Here is a 20,344-nt window from a genome sequence, read left to right on the forward strand (position 1 = left end):
CCCCTTCGTCGTCTCTCGCCGCCGCGCGCGGATCACTGCGCGACGTACACCCACAGGTGCAGCTAAAGATTAGATCAATTTGCGAATGGGCGCATCCTGTAGGCTGCGGATTGCGTGATTCGGGCAAACATCATACGATTGCGCCGCCCATTCATCGGACATTCTGGAGCAATGATGCGCACAGTCGCGTACGTCGGCGAACACACCCTCGAGACCTCGGAGGCGGAGCCGGCGCCCCCGGGACCGGGCCTGGTGCGCATCCGCGTGGCCTACGTCGGCCTCTGCGGCACCGACCTGCACATCCTGCACGGCAACATGGACGCGCGCGTCGAGCGCCCGCTCGTCTTCGGCCACGAGATGAGCGGCACGATCGAGTCCGTCGGCGAGGGCGTCGACGGCTGGGCCGTCGGCGAGAACGTCACGGTCATGCCGCTCGACTGGGACGGCACCTGCCCGGCATGCCTCGCCGGCAACACCCACATCTGCCAGCACCTCGACTTCATCGGCATCGACTCCCCCGGCGCCCTGCAGGAGCTGTGGAACGTGCCCGCCCACACCCTCGTGCGCATGCCCGCGGGCATCGCGCTCGATGCGGCCGCGCTGGTCGAGCCGGTCGCGGTCGCCGTGCACGACGTGCGCCGATCCGAACTCACGACCGGCGACCGGGCCGTCGTCATCGGCGGCGGCCCGATCGGCGTGCTCATCGCCACGGTCGCGCGCCACTTCGGCGCCGAGGTCGCCGTCATCGAGCTCGACCCCGCGCGCCGCGCGCAGGTCGCCGGCCTCGGCTTCGCCACGATCGACCCCCGCGAGACCGACCAGGTCGCCTGGGTCGAGGAGTGGACCGGCGGCGCGGGCGCCGACGTCGTCTTCGAGGTCTCGGGCGCGGCCGCCGCCGTGCTCGGCGCGACCTCGCTCGCCAAGGTGCGCGGCACGCTCGTGGTCGTCGCCATCCACCCGACGCCCCGCGAGATCGACCTGCAGCGCGTGTTCTGGCGCGAGCTGCGCATCCTCGGCGCGCGGGTCTACCAGCGCCCCGACTTCGAGACCGCGGTCGAGCTCATCGCCGGAGGCCTGATCCCGACCGACCTGATGATCACGCGCATCGTGCCCATGGAGGAGACCCGGGCCGCGTTCGCCGACCTCGAGGGCGGCACGGCGATGAAGATCCTCGTCGGCGTCTCGGCGGATGCGACCGGCGATGCGGCCGACGCCGAGCGGGCGGAGGCGACGGCATGAGCGCCTTCGACCTGACGGGCACCCTCGCCGTCGTCACCGGCGCGAAGCGCGGCATCGGCTTCGGCATGGCCGTCGCGCTCGCCGAGGCGGGCGCCGACGTCATCGGCGTGAGCGCCAGCATCGAGACCTCCGGCAGCGCGATCGGCGAGGCCGTCGAGGCCCTCGGCCGCCGGTTCGAGGCCCGCGCCGTCGACTTCGCCGACCGCGGCGCCGTGCTCGCGCTCGGCGACGAGCTCGCGGAGCGCGCGCCCGACATCCTGGTGAACAACGCCGGCACCATCGAGCGCGCGCCGGCGGCGGAGCATCCGCTCGAGCTGTGGGACCGCGTGATCGAGGTCGACCTGTCGAGCCAGTTCGCGCTGACCCAGAAGGTCGCGGCACCGATGCTCGCGCGCGGTTCGGGCAAGGTGATCTTCACGGCGAGCCTGCTCAGCTTCCAGGGCGGCATCAACGTGCCGGGCTACGCGTCGGCCAAGTCGGGCATCGCAGGGCTCACCAAGGCGCTCGCCAACGAGTGGGCGTCGCGGGGCGTGAACGTGAACGCCATCGCCCCCGGCTACATCGCGACCGACAACACGCAGGCGCTGCAGGACGACCCCGACCGCTCGCGCGCGATCCTCGAGCGCATCCCGGCCGGGCGCTGGGGGCGGGCGTCCGACCTCGGCGGGGCGACCGTGTTCCTGGCGTCGCCGGCCTCGGACTACGTCTCGGGTATCGTGCTGCCGGTGGACGGCGGGTGGCTCGGACGATGACGCTCGACGGGGTCGGCATCGTGCCGGTCGTCGTGATCGACGACGCGGCGCGGGCACCGGGTCTCGTGGCCGCGCTCGCCGAGGGCGGCATCCGCTGCGCGGAGATCACGATGCGCACGGATGCGGGGATCGACGCGATGCGCGAGGCGAGCGCCGCACTGCCCGAGGGCTTCCTCGTCGGGGCGGGTACGGTGCTCACCGGCGCCGACGTCGAGCGTGCGGTCGACGCGGGCGCGCGGTTCATCGTCTCGCCGGGGCTCGACGACGAGGTGCTCGCGCGCTGCGCGTCGCTGGACGTGCCGGTCGTGCCGGGCGTCGCGACCGCCACCGAGGTGCAGCGCGCGCTGCGCGCGGGCCTCGACCGGCTGAAGCTCTTCCCCGCGGGCGTGCTCGGCGGGCTCGCCATGATCTCCGCGCTCGCGGGCCCGTTCCCGCAGGTGCGGTTCCTCCCGAGCGGCGGCGTGGGGCCCGCGAACGCGGCGGAGTACGCGGCCTCGCCGCACGTCTTCGCGGTCAGCGGCAGCTGGATGGCGCCGCGCGAGCTCATCGCGGCGGGCGACTGGGACGAGATCACCCGGCGCTCGCGTGCCGCGATGGAGCTGGTGGGCGCGTGACGGGCGCCGGCGGGCAGCGGGCGGATGCCGCAGTGCCGGCGTCGTCCGGCCGCGCCGGCGGCGTGCTGACCGTCGGCGAGGGCCTCGGCGTGCTGCGCGCACGCGACCTCGGTTCGCTGGCGACGGTCGGCGAGCTCGTGGTCGGCACCGGCGGGGCGGAGGGCAACGTCGCCATCGGGCTCGCCCGGCTCGGCACGCCCGTGACCTGGCTCGGCCGGGTCGGCGACGACGGGCTCGGGCGCCGCGTCGTGCGCGAGCTGCGTGCGGAGGGCGTCCATGTCGTGGCCCCGGTCGACGCCGACGCGCCGACCGGCCTGCTCGTCAAGACGACGCCCGCCGCCGGGCGCACCGACGTGGCGTACTACCGCGCAGGCAGCGCGGGCAGTCGGCTCCGGGCATCCGACCTCGATGCGCTCGACGTCGCCGGCCACGCACTCGTGCACGTGACCGGCATCACGCCCGCGCTCTCGGCGAGCGCCTCCGCGGCGATCGACGCGCTCGTGGCGCGGGCGCGGGCGGCCGGGGTGCCGGTGTCGTTCGACGTGAACCACCGCTCGACCCTCTGGGCCGACGCCGATGCCGCCGCGGCGCGGTACCGCGAGCTCGCGGCGGCCGCCGACGTGGTGTTCGCCGGCGACGACGAGGCCGCGCTGCTCGTCGGCACCGGGACTCCCGATGAGCTCGCCGAGCGCGTCGCGGCCCTCGGCCCGTCGGAGGTCGTGGTCAAGCTGGGCGCCGCGGGCGCGCTCGTGCGCGTCGCGCGCGAGCGCGGGCCCGAGGTGCTGCGCCGCGGAGCGGTGCCGGTCGAGGTCGCCGACACGGTGGGTGCGGGCGATGCGTTCGTGGCCGGCTACCTGGCCGAGCGCGTCGCGGGCGCGCCGGTCGCGACGCGGCTCGAGACGGCGGTGCGCACGGGCGCGGCGGCGTGCACCCACCCGGGTGACTGGGAGGGTGCGGCGACGCGCGCCGACCTGGCGCGCCTGGACGGCGGCGACCCGGTCCGACGCTGAATCCGCCTGCACGATCTGCAACCACTGCGTGCACGGTCGTACGGTCCGGCGCGATTCCGGACGTTCCGACGGCCGTGCGCAACTCCCGAACCCGGAACTGAGTCATCTTCGACGAAATTTTCCATTCAACCCTTGACAACACCCGTCGCCGATCCTCTACTTTTGCGTTCATCACTTGAATCCAAGGGCCGCACCGACGCGGCCCGAGAGGGGATACGACGATGACGTCACGATCTACGCACGCACGCCGTCGGCTCGCCGTCGGTGCCGCCCTGGCCCTCGCGGTCGCCGGCACCACCGTCGCCGGGGCCGCCTACGCCGTTCCGCCGCAGGCACCGGCGGCCGCGGGGCCGACCACGACGAGCCTGGCGCCGGCGGTGAAGCACACCGGGAAGGCGCCGACCGGCTACGAGGTGACCTTCAGCCTCTACGCGCCCGACGCCGATCGCGTGCAGATCAAGGGCGAGTGGTACTTCGAGCGCCCCAGCGAGCTCACCCGGATCGCGGGCACGCCCGACAACCCCGTCGTCGAGACGCAGGGCATTCTCCCCGCCGACTGGGAGCCGGGCGACGTGCCGATCGCCTACCCGAACGCCACGGCGGCCAACTGGCCGGTGATCGACATGTCCGAGCGCGGCAACAGCGGCGTCTGGACGTGGACCACCCCGCTGCCCTCCGGCGTGTTCACCTACGGCTACTTCGTCGACTGCGAGACCGACGACGGCAGCGGCTGCACCCAGGTCGCCGACCCGGCGAACCTCCCGTGGAACGAGACCGAGGACGGCACGATCGGCTCGACCGAGCCGAACAGCCAGGTGTACGTGCCGTCCGACCCCGAGTTCGACACCGTCGACTACTCGTGGAGCGGGCCGGCCGACGAGCAGGGCGAGCTCACGCACGTGACCTACGCCTCCCCGGGCCACGTCTCGCCTGCGGACGAGAACTACCTGACCGTGTACACCCCGCCGGGGTACGACCCCGAGCGTGCCGAGCCGTACCCGACGCTCTACCTGCTGCACGGCGGTGGCGGCAACGAGATCGACTGGACCACCCAGGGCGCGGCGAACGACATCCTCGACAACCTGATCGCGACCGGTGAGACCGTGCCGATGGTAGTCGTGATGCCGAACAACGGCGGGTACCCGGGCTCCGACTTCAACGAGGCGTTCGACCGCGACGTCATCGACAACGTCATCCCGTACATCGAGGCGAACTACCATGTCGTCGAGGACGCCGACGGCCGCGCCTTCTCGGGCCTCTCGGCCGGCGGCATCGCGACCAACTCGTTCATGCTGAAGTACCCGGAGACCTTCCAGTACTACGGCATGATGAGCGCAGGGCTGGCACCCGCCTACGCCGAGCTGACCGAGGAGCAGGCCGACCCGCTGCGCGACAAGTCGATCCTGATCGGCGGCGGGTGGCAGGACCCGATCCACGCCGTCGGGTTCCGCACCAACCACACCGGCCCGGCCAACCAGGTCGCCACGTTCGTCGCGGCGGAGATCCCGGTGACCACGGACTTCTTCCACGGCGGGCACGAGTGGTACGTCTGGCGCATCCTGCTCAAGGACTTCGTGACCAAGGTGGCGTTCGCCCCGGCCGCGTTCGGCGAGTGGAACGGCTGATCGCACGCTGACCCACGGCGGGCGGGGCGGAGGCCCCGCCCGCCGTGGCGGGCAGGGGGGTCGGGCGGCGGATGCCACGGGCGAACCTGACGACGCCGTCGGACGTGCGTCCGTCGAACCGTTGCGGTTCGCGGGAGCACGCGTAATGTGAGGCTTGCTCAGTTCTCCCCGGATCAGAGAGCACCCCGATGTACACGTCCGAGATCCCGTTGATGGACAGCGCCATCACCGCGCACGAACGACGACTGCACGAGCGCGCCTGGGCGGTGCGCCGCCGCGAGCTGGAGGCCGCGCGCGCCGCGGACGTCGCCACCGCACCCGAGCCGGAGCCGCTGCACCACGGCCTGCGCGCCCTCTTCGACCGCTGGTTCGGCGGCCACGGACACGGGCACGGCCACCACGGCGCCCGCATCGCGCACTGAACGCACCGCCGCCCCGCCCGGCGGCCCGGGGCATCCGCTCGCCCGACCGACTCAGCCGACCGAGGCCCAGTCCGGCGTCGCAGAAGCGCCCCGCGCGCGCTCGAACCATCGCGCCGCCCGCAGCAGCTCGACGTCGTCGAAGCGTCGGCCCGCGAGCTGCACGCCGACCGGCCGCCCGTCGGCCGTGAAGCCCGCGTTGACCGAGACCGCGGGCTGGTCGGAGACGTTGTACGGCGCCGTGAAGCCGATGTGGTGCAACGAGGTGTCCGGATCGTTCGACGGCATCGGCCATTCGGCGGGGAAGGCGGCGTCCGGCGAGACCGGCGAGACGACGACGTCGTACGGCAGCGTCGCGGCGACGGTCGCCGCCCGCAGCGCCTGCACCTGCTGGAAGGCGTCCAGCACGGCGAGGCCGTCGGCGCCGCGCGCGCCCTCGGTCCAGTCGAGGATGAACGGCAGCACGCGCGCGCGTCGCTCCGGGGGCATCCGCTCGAGGTCGAGCAGCGAGCGGGCGCGCAGGAACAGGTCGAGCCCGTCGAGCATCTCCGGGCTCGCGAACGGTGCGATCTCGTCGACCTCGGCGCCCGCGTCGGCGAACCGGCCGACGACACCGCGCACGACCGCGGCGACCTCGGGGGCGACGGCCGCACCCCACCCGGCGTCGAGGTGCCAGGCGACCCGCAGCCCGCGCACGTGCTCGCGCGGCCGATCGCGCACCCGGGCCCACGGCAGCGCGACCGGCACCTGCGTGTGGTCGCGCGCGTCGGTGCCCGTCGCGACCTCGAGGAACCGCGAGGCGTCGTCGACCGTGCGGGCGAGCGGCCCGATGCAGCGCCAGGGGTAGGGCGGGTCGACGGGCACCAGCCCGTGGGTCGGCTTGTGCCCGACGAGCCCGAGCCAGCTCGCCGGCAGCCGCACCGAGCCGCCGATGTCGCTGCCGGAGTGCACGGGGCCGAGGGATGCCGCCGCGGCGGCGCCCGCACCGCCGCTCGACCCGCCGACCGTCCAGGCCGGGTTCCACGGGCTGCGGGTGATGCCGTGCAGGCTCGAGACGCCCGACGAGAGCATGCCGAAGTCGGGCATGACGGTCGTGCCGAAGCGCACCGCGCCGCCGGCGGCGAGCAGTCGTGCGATCGGGCCGTCGGTCGCGGCCGGGCCCGCGTCGTCCCACGCGGCGGTGCCCGACGGCTGCGGGGTGCCCGCGGTGGCGACGTTCTCCTTGATCGTGATCGGCACGCCGTCGAGTGGTCCGGCCGGGGCATCCGCCGCCCAGCGTCGTGCGCTCGCGATCGCCGCGGTCCGGGCCTCAGCGGGTGCGAGCCGGTAGAAGGCGTTCAGTCGCGGCTCCAGGCGGTCGACGCGGGCGAGCACTGCGTCGAGCACGTCGACCGGGTCGAACGCACGGGTGCGGTAGCCGGCGACCACCTCCCCGGCGGTGCGCAGGGCCAGGTCGTCGGATGCGCCGGGCGCACGCGCGTCGGAGCCGCTCATGTGCGTTCGGCCTCCCCTCCCCGCGCCTCGCGGTGCGAACAGCCTAGGGCGCGGAGCCACGCAGGCACCGCGCCCGGGGCGATCACCAGGCCAGCTCGGCCCCTCCCCCGGCCGCCTCGACCGCTGCGCCGCCCGCGATGCGCAGGCGCCACCCGTCGGCGACGTCGCCGGTGGCCGTCGCGCGGCCGTCGGCCCACTCGACCACGAAGGTGCCGACGCGACCCTCGGGCGTCGTGACCGTCACCTCGCGGCGGCCGGCGCCCTCGCCCGGGTAGAGCTCGAGCACGAGCCCGTCGAGGTAGTCGTGGTCGGGCCGGTCGTCGCGGCCGCCCCGGGCCAGCACCGCGCCGTCGCGCACGTAGAGCGGCAGCGAGAGCATGTCGTGCACCTCGCGGCGCCAGCGACCGCCCGCGACGCGCTCGCCGGTCAGCAGGTGCGTCCAGCCGCCGTCGGGCAGGTAGAGGTCCACCTCGCCGTCGGCCGAGAACACGGGTGCGACGAGCAGGTCGTCACCCAGCAGGTACTGGCGATCGAGGTGGGTCATCGCGGGGTCGCCGGGGTAGGCCAGCTGCATCGGGCGCATGACGGGGATGCCCCGCTCGTGCGCCGCGATGCCCGCCTGGTAGAGCATCGGCATGAGCTCGAGCTTCAGCCGGGTGAAGCGCCGGGTGACCTCGACGGCCTCGTCGTCGAACGCCCACGGCACCCGGTACGACTCGCTGCCGTGCAGCCGGGAGTGGCTCGAGAGCAGGCCGAACGCGGTCCAGCGTTTGAACACGCCGGGGTCGGGCGTGCCCTCGAAGCCGCCGATGTCGTGGCTCCAGAACCCGAAGCCCGACATGGCCAGCGACAGCCCGCCGCGCAGGGTCTCGGCCATCGACTCGTACGTCGACGTGCAGTCGCCGCCCCAGTGCACGGGCATCCGCTGGCCGCCGGCCGTCGCGGCACGCGCGAACACGACCGCGTCGCCCGCGCCGCGCTCCTCCTCCAGCACGGCGAAGACCGCCTCGTTGTAGCGCTGCGCGTAGAGATTGTGCATCGCCTCGGGGTCGCGGCCGTCGGCGTAGACGACGTCGATCGGGATGCGCTCGCCGAAGTCGGTCTTGAAGCAGTCGACGCCCTGGTCGAGCAGCACGCGCAGCTTGGACTGGAACCATGCCGAGGCATCCGGGTTCGTGAAGTCGACGAGGGCCATGCCGGCCTGCCACATGTCCCACTGCCAGACGCTGCCGTCGGGGCGGCGCACGAGGTAGCCGAGCTCCCGCGCCTCGGCGAACAGCGGCGAGCGCTGCCCGAGGTACGGGTTGATCCAGACGCAGACGCGGAGGTCCTTGTCGTGCAGTCGCGCGAGCATGCCCTCGGGGTCGGGGAACACGCGCGCATCCCACTCGAAGTCCGACCAGTTGAACTCGCGCATCCAGAAGCAGTCGAAGTGGAACACCGACAGGGGGATGTCGCGGTCGGCCATGCCGTCGATGAAGCTCGTGACCGTGGCCTCGTCGTAGTCGGTGGTGAAGCTCGTCGACAGCCAGAGGCCGTACGACCAGGCGGGCACCTGCGCGGGCCGGCCGGTGAGCCGGGTGTAGCGGTCGAGCACGGTCGCCGGGTCGCCGGCGATCACGTAGTACTGCAGCGCCTCGCCCGAGACGGAGAACTGCACGCGCTCGACGCTCTCGGTGCCGACCTCGAACGACACGTGGCCGGGGTCGTCGACCAGCACCCCGTAGCCGCGATCGGAGAGGTAGAACGGCACGTTCTTGTACGCCTGCTCGCTCGAGGTGCCCCCGTCGGCGTTCCAGATGTCGATCGCCTGGCCGTTCTTCACGAGCGGGCCGAACCGCTCGCCGAAGCCGTAGACGTGCTCGCCCACGCCGAGCGCGAGCTGCTCGTGCAGGTAGGTGGGCGCGTGGTGGCGCTGCCCGTTGCGCCCGGTCTCGTTGATGGGCGCGGGCTCCACGTGGGCGTCGGGCGCGAGGCGCAGGTAGCCGACCGACTTGTGCCCGCTCGAGGTGAGGGTGCGGCCCGCCGACTCGAACGCGAGCGACCACGGGGCGCCGGCCGTGACGCGCGCGGTGAGGTCGCCGCTGGTGAGGGTGCCGCCGTGCTCGTCGACGACGACCGTGCCGTGGCCGGGTTCGGCACCGGGCAGGTCGAAGCCGCCGCGCTCGTGCGCGCCGCGGTGGTGCTCGACGCGCACGCCGATGACGCCGGGCAGCGGCGACGTGAGCGTGACGGTGAGCGTGGGCCGGTTCAGCGTGTCGCCGCGGCGGTCGATGACCTTGGTGGGCGCGGTGACCTCGAGCGCGTGCTCGCGCGGCGCGAGGTCGTACGCCTCCTGCGCGTAGAGCGCGTCGACGCCGGGGCGGAGCGCCCAGAACCCGTCGGTGAACTTCATCGGGGGTCCTCCTCGATCACGCGCACGGCGCCGGCGGGCACGACGAGCGCGCCGTCGACGGCGGTGCCGTCGAGCAGGTCGCGTCCGGTCGCGATGATGGTGCGGTCGGATGCCGCGTGGTTGATCGCGAACAGGTAGGAGCGGCCGTCGTCGTGGACGCGCCGCACCACCTCCGTTCCCGGGCCGTCGACGTCGGCGACGGGGGTCACGCCCGCGTGCGCGGCGAACGTGCGCGCGAGCGCCACGAGGCCGTCGTGGTCGAGGCGGGTCGCGAGGAAGGTCGCGCTGCCGGCGCCGGCGGTGCGGCGGGTCACGGCGGGCGTGCCGGCGAGGGCGCCGTCGGCGAGCCGGGCGAGCACCTCGGTGCCCGGGCCGACCTCCACGCGCTCGGTCCAGAGGGTCGCGACGGACCCGTCGTCGAGCGCGAGGCGCTCATCGGCGAACAACGGGAAGAACTCGTCGACGCGCACGCCGAGCAGGTCGCGGAACGCGCCCGGGTAGCCGCCCGTGCGCACGCGGTTCGTCTCGTCGACGATGCCGGAGAGGTAGCTGACGAGCACGTGCCCGCCCGACTCGGCGAAGGCAAGCACTGCGTCGGCTGTGGCATCCGTCGCGAGGAACAGGGTCGGCACGACGAGCGCCCGGTACCCGTCGAGCGGGTCGCCCGGGCGGAGCACGTCGACGGCGATGCCGAGCTCGGTGAGGGCGCGGTGCAGCGCACGCGGCAGGTCGACCGCGGTCACGAGCTCGCTCGGCGTGCGGCCGCTCGCCCAGGCGGCGGCCGCCTCGTGGTCGAAGAGCAGCGCGACCTGCGCGCGCGCGACGCGCGAGCCCACGACGGGTGCGAGCGCACGCAACGTGGCGCCGAGCGCCACGACGTCGCGGTAGACCTGCGAGTCGGCGCCGGCGTGGGGCACCATCGCCGAGTGGAACTGCTCCGACCCGGCGGTCGACTGCCGCCACTGGAAGAACATCGCGCCGTCGGCGCCGCGCGCGATGTGGGCGAGGGTGTTGCGCGCCATCTCGCCCGGCTCCTTGGCACGGTTGACGGGCTGCCAGTTGACCGCCGCGGTGGAGTGCTCGATGAGCAGCCACGGGCGACCGCCGGCCATGCCGCGCGAGCGGTCGGCGCAGAACGCCAGGTCGGCCTCGCGGTGCGGGTCGGCGCCGATCGTGTAGTGGTCGTTGGCGACGAGGTCGACCTCCTCGGCCCAGCGCGCGTAGTCGGCGACGCCGGGGTTCGCCTGCACCATGAAGTTGGTCGTCACGGGGATGCCGGGCGTGACCTCGCGCAGCACCCGGCGCTCGGCGAGGTGGTGGCCGAGCAGCGCGTCGGAGGTGAAGCGCTCGAAGTCGAGCAGCAGGCCCGGGTTGTGCTGGGTGCGGTTGTGCCGGGGCGGCTCGACCTGCGCGAACGACGTGTAGCGGTGGCCCCAGAAGGCACTCCCCCAGGCGTCGTTCATCGCGTCGACGTCGCCGTACCTCGCGGCGAGCCAGTCGCGCCACGCCACCGCCGTCTCCTCGCCGTAGCAGCGCGCGTTCTCGTTGCCGAGCTCGTTGCTCACGTGCCACATGCGCAGCGCGGGGTGGTCGCCGTAGCGCTCGGCGATCGCCCGCACCATGCGCAGCGCGTAGCGCCGGAACGTCGCCGAGCTCGGCGACCACGCGAGCCTGCCGCCCTGCGCGGTGCGACGGCCGTCGGCGTCGACGGTCGCGATCTCGGGATGCGCCTGCAGCAGCCAGATCGGCGGCGCGGCGGTCGGCGTGGCCAGGTTCACCCCGATGCCGCCGGCGTGCAGCAGGTCCATGATGCGGTCGAGCCAGCCCCACTCGAACACGCCGTCGGCGACCTCGAGCAGCCCCCAGCTGAACACGCCGAGGTTCACGAGGTTCACCCCGGCGCGCTGCATCAGCGCGACGTCCTCGGCCCATACGTCCTCGGGCCACTGCTCGGGGCTGTAGTCGCCGCCGTAGGCGAGCCCGTCGGCGAGCCACGGGAACGCCGTGGGGCCGGCCAGGTCGGCGGAGTGGGAGGTGAAGCTGGTCATCGGGGTCTTTCTCGTGAGGGGCGACGGTGGCGGAGGCGGGTGGGCTGCGGCGGGCTGGGCGGATGCGGTCGGAGGCGGTCAGGGCGACGCGGATGCCCCGGGCGGCACGGTCGCGGCCGGCCGGCCGTGCGCGGTCGGGCGTGTGCCGGTCCTCCCGGCAGCATGCGACGGGCCCGCGAACGCCGGACCGTCGAACGCCGACGGCTCGAGGCGCACGGACTCGCCGTCGCGCAGCCGCACCGAGCGGTCGATGCCGGCGTACCGGATGACCCGGAGGCCCTCGGCGCCGGCGTGGGCGCGCACGGTCGCACGCACGAGCGCGCCGCTCGCCCACTCGACGTCGACCTCGATGCCGGGTCGCGCGATCACGCCGCGCACGCTGCCGTCGGCGAGCGCGGGCGGCAGGGCGGGCAGCAGCTCGATGCATCCGTCGTGGCTCTGCACCAGCGCCTCGAGCACGCCGGCCACCGATCCGAGGTTGCCGTCGATCTGGAACGGCGGATGCGCCGCGAGGAGGTTGGGGTACAGGCCGCCCGCCCACTCGCCGGTGACGTCGTCGGCGGGGCGCAGCAGCAGCTCGAGGAGGTCGCCGACCTTGTCGCCGCGGCCGAGGCGCGCCCAGAGCGCGAGCTTCCAGGCCAGCGACCAGCCGGTCGACTCGTCGCCGCGCCGCTCGAGCGTCGCCGCGGCGGCGGCGCGGTGCGCCTCGTCCCACGTGCCGGCCCCGGGGTAGAGCCCGTACAGGTGGCTGACGTGCCGGTGGTGCGGGTCCTCCTCGGTACGCGGCTCCGACCACTCGAGCAGGCGCCCGGCGGAGTCGATCGCGGGGGCGGCGGGCAGGTCGCCGAGGCGTGCGCGGGCGTCGTGGGCGATCGCGTCGTCGGCGAGGCCCAGCCGCTCGGCGGCCTCGACCACGATCTCGAACAGGTCGCGCAGCAGCGCGAGGTCCATGGCCGACGCGCGGTCGAGGGAGGCGGGTGCGCCGTCGTCGGCGAGGTAGGCGTTCTCGGGCGAGGTCGACGGCGCGGTCGACCAGTCGCCGCGGCCGTCCCGGTGGTGCCAGTGCAGCGCGAACTCCGCCGCGCCGCGCATCGCGGGCCAGGCCTCGCGGAGCTCGTCGTCGGATGCCGCACCGAACGCGACGGGCTCCCAGAGGTGCCGTGCGAGCCAGGCGCCCGCCATCGGCCAGGCGGCCCAGCGGGGGTCGGCGCCGCCGCGCCCGGCCGGTGCGGCGAATCCCCACGCGTCGGTGTTGTGGTGCACGGTCCAGCCGGGTGCGTCGTAGAGGCGCCTCGTGGCGGCGACGGCGTGCTCGGCGAGCGCGAGCACGAAGTCGCGGAGCGGCGCGGCGGTCTCGGGGAGCGCCGCGGTGAACGACGCCCAGTGATTCATCTGGGTGTTGATGTTCACCGTGTAGTTCGAGCTCCAGGGCGGACGCATCTCGGCGTTCCAGATGCCCTGCAGGTTGGGCGGGAGGCCGCCCGGCCGGGCGCTCGACCAGAGCAGGTACCGGCCGTACTCCACGACCAGGGCGACGAGCGCGGGATCGTGGGCCAGGGCGCCCTCGGGAGCGGATGCGGCGGCCCGCAGCCGCGCGTCGGTGGCGGGTGCGCCCGCGGGCTCCTCGCCGAGGTCGATGCGCACGCGATCCATCGCCGCGCGGTGCTCGGCCTCATGGCGGGTGCGGAGGCCGTCGAGCCCGTGGGCGGCGGCCAGGTCGATGCGCGCCCGGGCCCGGTCCGCGGCGGCGGTCGCGTCGCCCTCGGGTGCGCGACCCGGCGCGGTGTAGGTGGTCTCGGTCGCCACGAGCCACCCGGCGCGATCGCCGGCCTCGACGCGGCGCACGACGAGCGCGCCCTCGAGCGCGGCGCCGGGGGCGTCGTCCCACTCGGCGGCGGGGAGGTCGGGCTCGTGGCCGGGTGCGACGTCGGAGGGCATCCGCAGGTGCAGCACCTGCTCGTCGCCCTGTGCCACGGCGTCGAGCACGCGCAGCTGCGACGAGAGCGCGACCGTCGTGCCCGCGACCGCGCCCGGCGGCAGCCCGTCGACCACGATCACCAGCACGCCGTCCGTGCCGGAGGCGAAGGACGACACGGTGAGCGCGCCCGAGCGCACCTCGTGCACGCCCGACGGCAGGTCGAGGCGACGCCGGTAGGCGGAACGGCCGGCGGGGGCGGGCGACGCGCCGGAGGCATCCGCCCCAGCCGCGCCCGCCCCCGTGGCCGTCGCGACCGGGCCCCCCGACCCGGCCGCTCCGGTACCCGCGGTCGCCTCCGGCGGGCCCCCCGGCCCCGCCGCATCCGCTCCGCCGATCGTCAGCACCAGATCTGCGAACGGCAGGAACGCCTGCGAGTACCGCGACTGCAGTCCGCGCACCGCCTGCTCGGCGACCCGCACGTCGCCGTCGGCGAGCGCCGCCCGTGATCGGGCGAGCGCATCGGCGGACCGCGCCGCGTCGGGCGCGTCGCGCAGCTCGCTCGCGGGCGAGCCCGACCACGCGGTGCCGTCGTTCAGGTGGAACGTCATGGCGGGCAGCGCGCCGTCGATCATCGCGCCGAGGCGCCCGTTGCCGAGGGGCAGGCACTCCACCCACCGTTCGGCCGGGGCGTCGTAGCGCAGTTCGCTCATCGTCTCGCTCGTCTCCCGCGCTCAGCCGCGCACGCCGCCGGCGGTGAGGCCGGACTTCCAGTAGCGCTGCAGCGACAGGAACACGATCGCGATCGGGATCACCGAGACGAGCGACCCGACCACGGTCAGGACCTGCAGGCCCGGAATGGTGATCGACGCCTGGCTCCAGCCGGTGAGGCCGACCGTGAGCGGCATGAGCTCCTGGTCGGTGAGCACGAGCAGCGGGAGCAGGTAGCTGTTCCAGCTGCCGAGGAACGCGAACAGCAGCACCGTCACGAGTCCGGTCGACATCAGCCGCAGTCCCATGCCGGCGAAGATGCGGAACTCGCCGGCGCCGTCGAGGCGCGCGGCCTCGATCAGCTCGATCGGCACCGACGACTGCGCGTAGATGAACGACAGCAGCACGCCGAACGGGAACACCAGCGCCGGCAGCAGGATGCCCCAGTAGGTGTTGTTCAGCCCGAGGTTCACCAGCAGCACGTAGGTGGGCTGCGCGATCACGGTGCCCGGGATGAGCATGCTGCCGAGCACGATGCCGATGAGCACGTTGCGGCCGCGGAACCGGTACACGGCGAGCGCGTACCCGGTGAGGGCGCAGACGAACGCCGTGAGCGCCGAGCCGATGACCGAGTAGATCACCGAGTTGAACGCCCAGCGCCAGTAGATGCCGCCGTCGTAGGTGCTGAGCTCGGCCAGGTTGTCCCACAGGTGGAAGTCGGCGAACGCGAACCCGGGCGTGGAGAAGAGGTCGCCGGTCGACTTGGTCGAGGCGACGACGAGCCACAGCACGGGCACCAGGAAGTACGCGGTCGGGATCAGCAGCGCGGCGGTCGTCACGATCATGCCGACGCGGCTCACGCGGTCGCCGTTCACGAACGTCGTGGCGCCGCGTGGGCGCTTCGGCGGCTTCGGCGCGCGAGGTGCGGCGCCGGGCTCGGGGGCATCCGGTATCGTCGACGCCGCGGTCACGGAGAGGGTGTCAGAGGCCATCGCTCGCTCGCTTCGTGGTGCGGTTGTTCAGTCGGAGGACGATGACCGAGACGATCAGTGTCGCGATGCCGAGGATCACGGCCATCGCCGACGCGAGGTTCGGGTCCTTGCCGAGCGTGGAGGCGGCGTAGATCGCCATGTTCGGCGTGTAGTCGCTCGAGATGTTCGCGGTCACGTTCTTCAGCACCTGCGGCTCGTTGAACAGCTGCAGGGTGCCGATGATCGACGAGAGCGTCGTGAGCAGCACGGCCGGCGCGATCATCGGCAGCTTGATGCCGACCGCGATGCGGAAGTCGCTCGCGCCGTCGATGCGCGCCGCCTCGTAGATCTCGCGCGGGATCGCCTGCAGCGCGGCGAACATGATGATCATGTTGATGCCGGTGTACGACCAGATGCTCACGTTCGCGATCGACCAGAGCACGGTGCCGGGCGCGAGCAGGTCCGCGTCGACGCCGAGGCTGGAGAGCGCCTGGATGAGCGGGCTCACCGACGGCTGGTAGAGGAACCCCCAGAGCAGCGCGGCGATGACGCCGGGCACCGCGTACGGCAGGAACGCGGCGAACTGGAAGAACCGGCGGCCGCGCACGAGCGCGCTGTCGAAGAGCAGTGCGAGGGTCGCGGCGATGAACATCATCACCGGCACCTGCACGAGGCCGTACAGGGCGACCCGGCCGAAGCTCACGAGGAAGTCCTGGTCGCCGAGCGCGCGGGCGAAGTTCTCGAACCCGACGAACTCGGTGGTGGTGCCGCCGAAGCCGAGGCCGCTGGACTGCTGCGAGAACAGGCTGTTCCAGACCGCGACGATGATCGGCGAGACCAGGAACACCAGGAACAGCAGCACGAACGGCGCGACGAACACGTAGGGCACCCACGGCTTCCCGGCGCCGGTGAAGCGGCGCCGGGAAGCCGTGGGACGAGCGATGACTGCGGTCATGGATCCGCTCGTCACTCGCTCACGTTCAGGCCGCGGTCCTCGAGGTCCGCGACGGTGATCGCCTGGGCGTTGTCGAGCGCCTCGAGGAAGGTCTCCTCGCCGTTGATCACCTTGGCGAACTCGTCGGTGATCGCGGTCTGCGCGGTGCCGTAGTTCGGTCCGTCGACCCACGTCGCGGGCGTCTGCTCGGCCGACTCGATGAACACCTCGTTGATGACCTGTCCGCCGTAGAACTCCGACTCGGTGAGCAGGGCGTCGGATGCGAGTCCGTTGACCGTCGACGGGAAGAGCCCGCCGACCGTGATGAGCGCCTCCTGTGTGTCGTCCGACCCGTTCAGCCAGCTCGCGAACTCGGCGGCGGCACCGGGGTTCTCGGCACCCGCGAGCACGACGACCGCCGCGCCGCCGGAGTCGCCCGAGTTGTCGGAGCCGGCGTTCTTCGGCATGGGCGCGATCGCCCAGTCGCCGGAGGTGTCGGCCGCGTTCTCGGCCAGCAGGCTCGGGAACCACGCCGCGTAGGTGACCGTGGCGATGGTGCCGTTGTTCACGAGGGCCCAGTACTCGGGGGTCCAGACCTGCTCCGTCGTGACGAGTCCCTCGTCGAGGAGGGTCTGCCAGCGCTCGGCCACCAGCTGGCTGCCGGCATCGTTCACGCCCACGGTCCAGCTGTCGCCGTCGATGCCGTACCAGCTCGACTCGGCCTGCTGGATCTCCTGCGACCACTGCCCGATCTCGCTGGGCGACATGTTCGCGATGTAGACGTCGGGGTTCGCCTCGTGCAGCTCGCGGGCCGCGTCGACGTACTCGTCCCAGGTCGTCGGCATCTCGATGCCGTACTCGTCGAAGATATCGGTGCGGTACATGGTGGCCGCCGGGCCGATGCCCTGCGGCACGCCGTAGACCTGGCCGTCGAAGCTGACCGAGGCCCACGAGCTCGCGGTGTAGTTCGACTCGTCGTCGGCGACGAACTCGGTGATGTCCTGCACGCGGCCGGCGATCACGTAGTCGGGCAGGTTGTGGGTGCTGAGCTGCACGAGGTCGGGGCCGGCGCCGGCGTCGACCGCGGCCTCGACCTTCTGGCCGTCGTCGCCGGTCATGCGGTGGAACGAGACCTGGATGTCGGGGTTCTCGTCGTTCCACTGGTCGACCAGGTCCTCGAGGCCGGGGACCCAGCCCCAGAAGTCGATGTCGACCGGGCCGTCCGCGGAGGCGGAGCCCCCGTCGTCGCCCGTGGAGCAGGCGGCGAGTCCGGTGATTGCGACGGCCCCGGCGAGTGCCACGGCCGCAACGCGTCGAGTGCGCGTCATGAGTCTCATCTCGTGTGTCCTTTCCAGACGACGTTGTCGGAAAGGTCGCGGCGCGACCTGTTCCCCTTGGTGCGATGCCAGACTGCGTCTCGGGTGAGTAGTCTGACGTTCGTCGTTATTTTGTCGCACCTCGAAACATAAAGTCAACCCCCTCTTCGCGAGGAGATTGGATGAATCCGTTCCCATGGCACTGACCGACCTCTCTCTGGACGCCCTGCGCGAGTACCGCGCGAACGTGCACGACCCCGTCGACTTCGACGACTTCTGGGCGCGGACGCTCGCGGAGTCGCGTGCGGTCGCGACCGCTCCCGTCGTCGCCGACGTCGACGCGCCGTTCCGCACCGTCACCGTCGAAGATCTGACCTTTTCCGGATACGCGGGCGACCCGATCCGTGCCTGGATCGTACGCCCCGCCGACGCGACCGGCGACCTGCCCGCCGTCGTCGAGTACCTCGGGTACAACGGAGGGCGCGGCCTCATCGGCGAGAAGCTGTTCTGGGCGTCGGCCGGCTACGTGCACGTGATCATGGACACCCGCGGCCAGGGCAGCGGGTGGGGCTCGGGCGGCGACACCCCCGACCCGCACGGTTCGGGCCCCGCGGTCGCCGGCTTCATGACCCGTGGCATCCTCGACCGCGACGACTACTACTACCGCCGTGTCTACACCGACGCGGTGCGCCTGCTCGACGTCGTCGCAGACCTCCCGGGCGTCGACGCGTCGCGCATCGCCGTGACCGGCGGCAGCCAGGGCGGCGGCATCTCCGTCGCGGCCGCCGCGCTCTCCGACGTGCCGCGTGCGGTCATGCCCGACGTGCCCTTCCTCGCCGACTTCCGCCGGTCGGCCGAGCTGACCGCGGCCGCGCCGTACAGCGAGCTGGTGCGCTTCCTCGCCGTGCACCGCGGCACCGACGAGCGCGTGTTCGAGACCCTCTCGTACTTCGACGGCGTGAACTTCGCCCGCCGCATCTCGCTGCCCGCGCTGTACTCGGTCGCGCTGATGGACGACATCGTGCTGCCCTCGACGGTGTTCGCGTCGTACAACGCGCTGCGCAGTGACGACCGCGAGCTCGAGGTCTACGCGTTCAACGGGCACGAGGGCGGCCAGACCGCGCAGTGGCTGCGCCAGGCGGCCTGGTTGCCGCCGCGACTGGGCTGAGCCGGCGAGCGGATGCCTCCCGGCGGCGGGCGCCGCGAGGCATCCGCTCGACGCTCAGGCCACCCGGCGGATCGCGCTGATCGCCGCGCCCCAGGCGTAGTCGGCGAACCGGAAGTCGTGCACGTCGAGCTCGAACGGCTCCATGGCCGGGTCGAGGTACTCGGCGACGACCCGGTCGAGCAGCCCCCGGTCGACGTTCGCGACCTCGCGGCCCTCGCCGCTGACGATGACCTTCTGCGGGTCGATCAGGTTCGCGATCTGCGCGATCACGATGCCGAGGGCGCGGGCGGCGCCGGCCACCGCCGCGGACGCGCGGGGTTCGCCGGCCCGGGCCGCGTCGATGGTCTCCCAGAACCCGTCGACGCCGGAGTTGCGCAGCAGCGCCGGGATGGTCACGTACGCGCTCGCGCAGCCGACGTGCCCGCGGTCGCACGACGGACCGGTCTCGCTCACGCGCAGGTGCCCGACCTTGCCGGGGTGGCCGCGCGAGCCCCGCACGAGCTCGTCGTTCACGACGAGCCCGGCGCCGATGCCCGCGCCGAGGCCGATCACCGCGAGCGTGCCGAGGCCGACCCCCGCACCGAACCAGTGGTGGGCGAGCGTCAGGGCCTGCACGTCGTTCGAGATCGTCGCCGGAAGCCCGGTCGCCCGCTGCACGAGCGCCTCGAGCGGCACCTGGTCCCAGCCGAGGAAGTGGGATCCGACGACCACCGCGCTGCCGCGCTCGAGGTGCACGTCGCCGGCGAGGCAGACGCCGACGGCCGACAGGCGGGGGGAGGCGGTGCGCGCACGTGCGACGACGTCGGCGATCAGCGCCACGACGTCGGCGACCTCGCGTGAGGCGAGCGGATGCTCCTCCGTGACCAGCACCTCGGCGTGCAGGTTCGTGACGGCGGCGTAGAGGGCCTCGCCGGTCAGCTTGACGCCCACGAAGTGCGCGGAGTCGGGTCGGATGCGGAGCATCTCCGAGGGACGCCCGCGGCCGTTCGGCGGCGTCGCGGGGGCGACCTCCTCGACGAAGCCGAGGTCGACGAGCTCGCGGGTGAGGCGCGCGAGGCTCGCGCGCGAGAGGTTGTTGCGGCGGGCGAGCTCGGCGCGCGACCGCTCGCCGTGGATGAGCACGTCGAGCAGGACCGCACGCTGCCCGTCGTGCAGGCGGGGGAAGCTCCAGTCGTCGGATGCCGCGCTCGCCATGCGATCGAGCCTATCCGGGCGCGTCGGCGGCGGATGCCGCCCCGCCGTCGCCGGGCTCCCCCGCCCGCTGCGCGGCGAGGCGCCGTTCGCGCATCGCGAGGAACAGCGGGAACGTGAACGCGAAGGCCGTGAGCGCCGAGCCCACGACGTAGAGCCAGGCGAAGCGCATGCCGATCCGCCGCGCCTCGACGATGATGAGCACGCTGCCGGCGGTCGCGACGATCAGCAGGTCGACCGTGAGCGACGACACGGCGGGGCCCGACCCGACCCAGTCGCCGACGAAGTCACGCAGCTGCACGATGGCGAGCGCGTTGAACGTCCAGGTGCCGACGAGGCCGACGATCGAGAGCGCGAGGTAGACGAGGGCGAGCGGGGTCCAGTTCCTGGCCATGCGCCAGTCTTGCACCCGGGCATGCCGGAGCGCCCGCTCCTGCACGGGCGGATGCCACAGGCGCCATTGCACGAGCGGATGCCGCACGCCCTCCTGCACGAGCGGATGCCGCGTGCCCTCCCGCACGAGCGGATGCCGCACGCCCTAC

General features: G+C 73.2%; 16 protein-coding genes. 7 read left to right on the forward strand and 9 right to left on the reverse strand.

Features of this window, described 5'->3' with window-relative positions:
- The first annotated feature begins 171 nt into the window (after positions 1-171).
- From ABZK10_RS02335 to ABZK10_RS02360, 6 genes are all read left to right on the forward strand, one after another.
- Complete coding sequence (locus tag ABZK10_RS02335) at positions 172-1,239, forward strand: zinc-dependent alcohol dehydrogenase (protein ID WP_353807570.1); 1,068 nt, start codon at positions 172-174, stop codon at positions 1,237-1,239.
- On the forward strand, positions 1,236-1,991 hold the full coding sequence (locus ABZK10_RS02340; RefSeq protein ID WP_353807571.1) for an SDR family oxidoreductase: 756 nt from the start codon (positions 1,236-1,238) through the stop codon (positions 1,989-1,991). The genes ABZK10_RS02335 and ABZK10_RS02340 overlap by 4 nt, the downstream gene beginning before the upstream one ends.
- On the forward strand, positions 1,988-2,605 hold the full coding sequence (locus ABZK10_RS02345; protein ID WP_353807572.1) for a bifunctional 4-hydroxy-2-oxoglutarate aldolase/2-dehydro-3-deoxy-phosphogluconate aldolase: 618 nt from the start codon (positions 1,988-1,990) through the stop codon (positions 2,603-2,605). Before ABZK10_RS02340 ends, ABZK10_RS02345 begins: the two co-directional genes overlap by 4 nt.
- Positions 2,602-3,615 carry a sugar kinase gene (locus tag ABZK10_RS02350; protein WP_353807573.1) on the forward strand — a complete coding sequence of 338 codons (1,014 nt, stop codon included), beginning with the start codon at positions 2,602-2,604 and terminating at the stop codon, positions 3,613-3,615. Before ABZK10_RS02345 ends, ABZK10_RS02350 begins: the two co-directional genes overlap by 4 nt.
- A gap of 221 nt (positions 3,616-3,836) precedes the next feature.
- Positions 3,837-5,240 (forward strand): alpha/beta hydrolase-fold protein, encoded by a 1,404-nt coding sequence (locus ABZK10_RS02355; RefSeq protein WP_353807574.1) that lies wholly within the window; start codon positions 3,837-3,839, stop codon positions 5,238-5,240.
- Positions 5,241-5,428: 188 nt separating this feature from the next.
- Positions 5,429-5,662: a hypothetical protein gene (locus ABZK10_RS02360; protein WP_353807575.1), complete on the forward strand. Its 234-nt coding sequence runs from the start codon at positions 5,429-5,431 to the stop codon at positions 5,660-5,662.
- Positions 5,663-5,713: 51 nt separating this feature from the next.
- On the opposite strand, the gene ABZK10_RS02365 is transcribed toward ABZK10_RS02360, so the two are convergent.
- From ABZK10_RS02365 to ABZK10_RS02395, 7 genes are all read right to left on the reverse strand, one after another.
- Positions 5,714-7,153, reverse strand: a complete 1,440-nt coding sequence (locus tag ABZK10_RS02365; protein WP_353807576.1) for an amidase — start codon at positions 7,151-7,153, stop codon at positions 5,714-5,716.
- 82 nt (positions 7,154-7,235) lie between these two features.
- Positions 7,236-9,548 carry an alpha-xylosidase gene (yicI, locus tag ABZK10_RS02370; RefSeq protein ID WP_353807577.1) on the reverse strand — a complete coding sequence of 771 codons (2,313 nt, stop codon included), beginning with the start codon at positions 9,546-9,548 and terminating at the stop codon, positions 7,236-7,238.
- Positions 9,545-11,596 carry a beta-galactosidase gene (locus ABZK10_RS02375; protein WP_353807578.1) on the reverse strand — a complete coding sequence of 684 codons (2,052 nt, stop codon included), beginning with the start codon at positions 11,594-11,596 and terminating at the stop codon, positions 9,545-9,547. The genes yicI and ABZK10_RS02375 overlap by 4 nt, the downstream gene beginning before the upstream one ends.
- Positions 11,597-11,674: 78 nt before the next feature.
- Positions 11,675-14,224 carry a glycosyl hydrolase family 95 catalytic domain-containing protein gene (locus ABZK10_RS02380; RefSeq protein ID WP_353807579.1) on the reverse strand — a complete coding sequence of 850 codons (2,550 nt, stop codon included), beginning with the start codon at positions 14,222-14,224 and terminating at the stop codon, positions 11,675-11,677.
- Positions 14,225-14,245: 21 nt separating this feature from the next.
- A complete protein-coding gene (locus tag ABZK10_RS02385) occupies positions 14,246-15,214 on the reverse strand; it encodes a carbohydrate ABC transporter permease (RefSeq protein WP_353807580.1) in 969 nt (322 codons plus the stop codon).
- The gene (locus tag ABZK10_RS02390) at positions 15,204-16,148 is read right to left on the reverse strand and encodes a carbohydrate ABC transporter permease (protein ID WP_353807581.1); all 945 of its coding nucleotides are present in this window, start codon (positions 16,146-16,148) and stop codon (positions 15,204-15,206) included. The genes ABZK10_RS02385 and ABZK10_RS02390 overlap by 11 nt, the downstream gene beginning before the upstream one ends.
- Before the next feature lie 11 nt (positions 16,149-16,159).
- Positions 16,160-17,455: an ABC transporter substrate-binding protein gene (locus ABZK10_RS02395; RefSeq protein WP_353807582.1), complete on the reverse strand. Its 1,296-nt coding sequence runs from the start codon at positions 17,453-17,455 to the stop codon at positions 16,160-16,162.
- Between the two features lie 184 nt (positions 17,456-17,639).
- On the opposite strand from ABZK10_RS02395, the gene ABZK10_RS02400 reads away from it, so the two are divergent.
- Entirely contained in the window at positions 17,640-18,611 is a 972-nt protein-coding gene (locus ABZK10_RS02400) for an acetylxylan esterase (protein WP_353807583.1), read from the forward strand.
- 54 nt (positions 18,612-18,665) lie between these two features.
- Here ABZK10_RS02400 and ABZK10_RS02405 read toward each other — a convergent pair whose 3' ends face one another.
- Positions 18,666-19,805, reverse strand: a complete 1,140-nt coding sequence (locus ABZK10_RS02405) for an ROK family transcriptional regulator (RefSeq protein WP_353807584.1) — start codon at positions 19,803-19,805, stop codon at positions 18,666-18,668.
- A 10-nt stretch (positions 19,806-19,815) separates the two neighbouring features.
- Complete coding sequence (locus ABZK10_RS02410) at positions 19,816-20,337, reverse strand: DUF2834 domain-containing protein (protein WP_353807585.1); 522 nt, start codon at positions 20,335-20,337, stop codon at positions 19,816-19,818.
- Positions 20,338-20,344: the final 7 nt, after the last annotated feature.

Origin of the sequence: Agromyces sp. SYSU T00194 (assembly GCF_040496035.1) — a bacterium.
Classification (GTDB): Bacteria; Actinomycetota; Actinomycetes; order Actinomycetales; family Microbacteriaceae; genus Agromyces; species Agromyces chitinivorans.

What these genes read in the sequence shown, in the direction of transcription:
- ABZK10_RS02365 (WP_353807576.1), bottom strand. Translation starts at nt 7,153, where the DNA reads ATGAGCGGCTCCGACGCGCGTGCGCCCGGCGCATCCGACGACCTGGCC.
- ABZK10_RS02390 (WP_353807581.1), bottom strand. Translation starts at nt 16,148, where the DNA reads ATGACCGCAGTCATCGCTCGTCCCACGGCTTCCCGGCGCCGCTTCACC.
- ABZK10_RS02340 (WP_353807571.1), top strand. Translation starts at nt 1,236, where the DNA reads ATGAGCGCCTTCGACCTGACGGGCACCCTCGCCGTCGTCACCGGCGCG.
- ABZK10_RS02395 (WP_353807582.1), bottom strand. Translation starts at nt 17,455, where the DNA reads ATGACGCGCACTCGACGCGTTGCGGCCGTGGCACTCGCCGGGGCCGTC.
- ABZK10_RS02360 (WP_353807575.1), top strand. Translation starts at nt 5,429, where the DNA reads ATGTACACGTCCGAGATCCCGTTGATGGACAGCGCCATCACCGCGCAC.
- yicI (WP_353807577.1), bottom strand. Translation starts at nt 9,548, where the DNA reads ATGAAGTTCACCGACGGGTTCTGGGCGCTCCGCCCCGGCGTCGACGCG.
- ABZK10_RS02355 (WP_353807574.1), top strand. Translation starts at nt 3,837, where the DNA reads ATGACGTCACGATCTACGCACGCACGCCGTCGGCTCGCCGTCGGTGCC.
- ABZK10_RS02375 (WP_353807578.1), bottom strand. Translation starts at nt 11,596, where the DNA reads ATGACCAGCTTCACCTCCCACTCCGCCGACCTGGCCGGCCCCACGGCG.
- ABZK10_RS02345 (WP_353807572.1), top strand. Translation starts at nt 1,988, where the DNA reads ATGACGCTCGACGGGGTCGGCATCGTGCCGGTCGTCGTGATCGACGAC.
- ABZK10_RS02405 (WP_353807584.1), bottom strand. Translation starts at nt 19,805, where the DNA reads ATGGCGAGCGCGGCATCCGACGACTGGAGCTTCCCCCGCCTGCACGAC.
- ABZK10_RS02380 (WP_353807579.1), bottom strand. Translation starts at nt 14,224, where the DNA reads ATGAGCGAACTGCGCTACGACGCCCCGGCCGAACGGTGGGTGGAGTGC.
- ABZK10_RS02400 (WP_353807583.1), top strand. Translation starts at nt 17,640, where the DNA reads ATGGCACTGACCGACCTCTCTCTGGACGCCCTGCGCGAGTACCGCGCG.
- ABZK10_RS02335 (WP_353807570.1), top strand. Translation starts at nt 172, where the DNA reads ATGATGCGCACAGTCGCGTACGTCGGCGAACACACCCTCGAGACCTCG.
- ABZK10_RS02385 (WP_353807580.1), bottom strand. Translation starts at nt 15,214, where the DNA reads ATGGCCTCTGACACCCTCTCCGTGACCGCGGCGTCGACGATACCGGAT.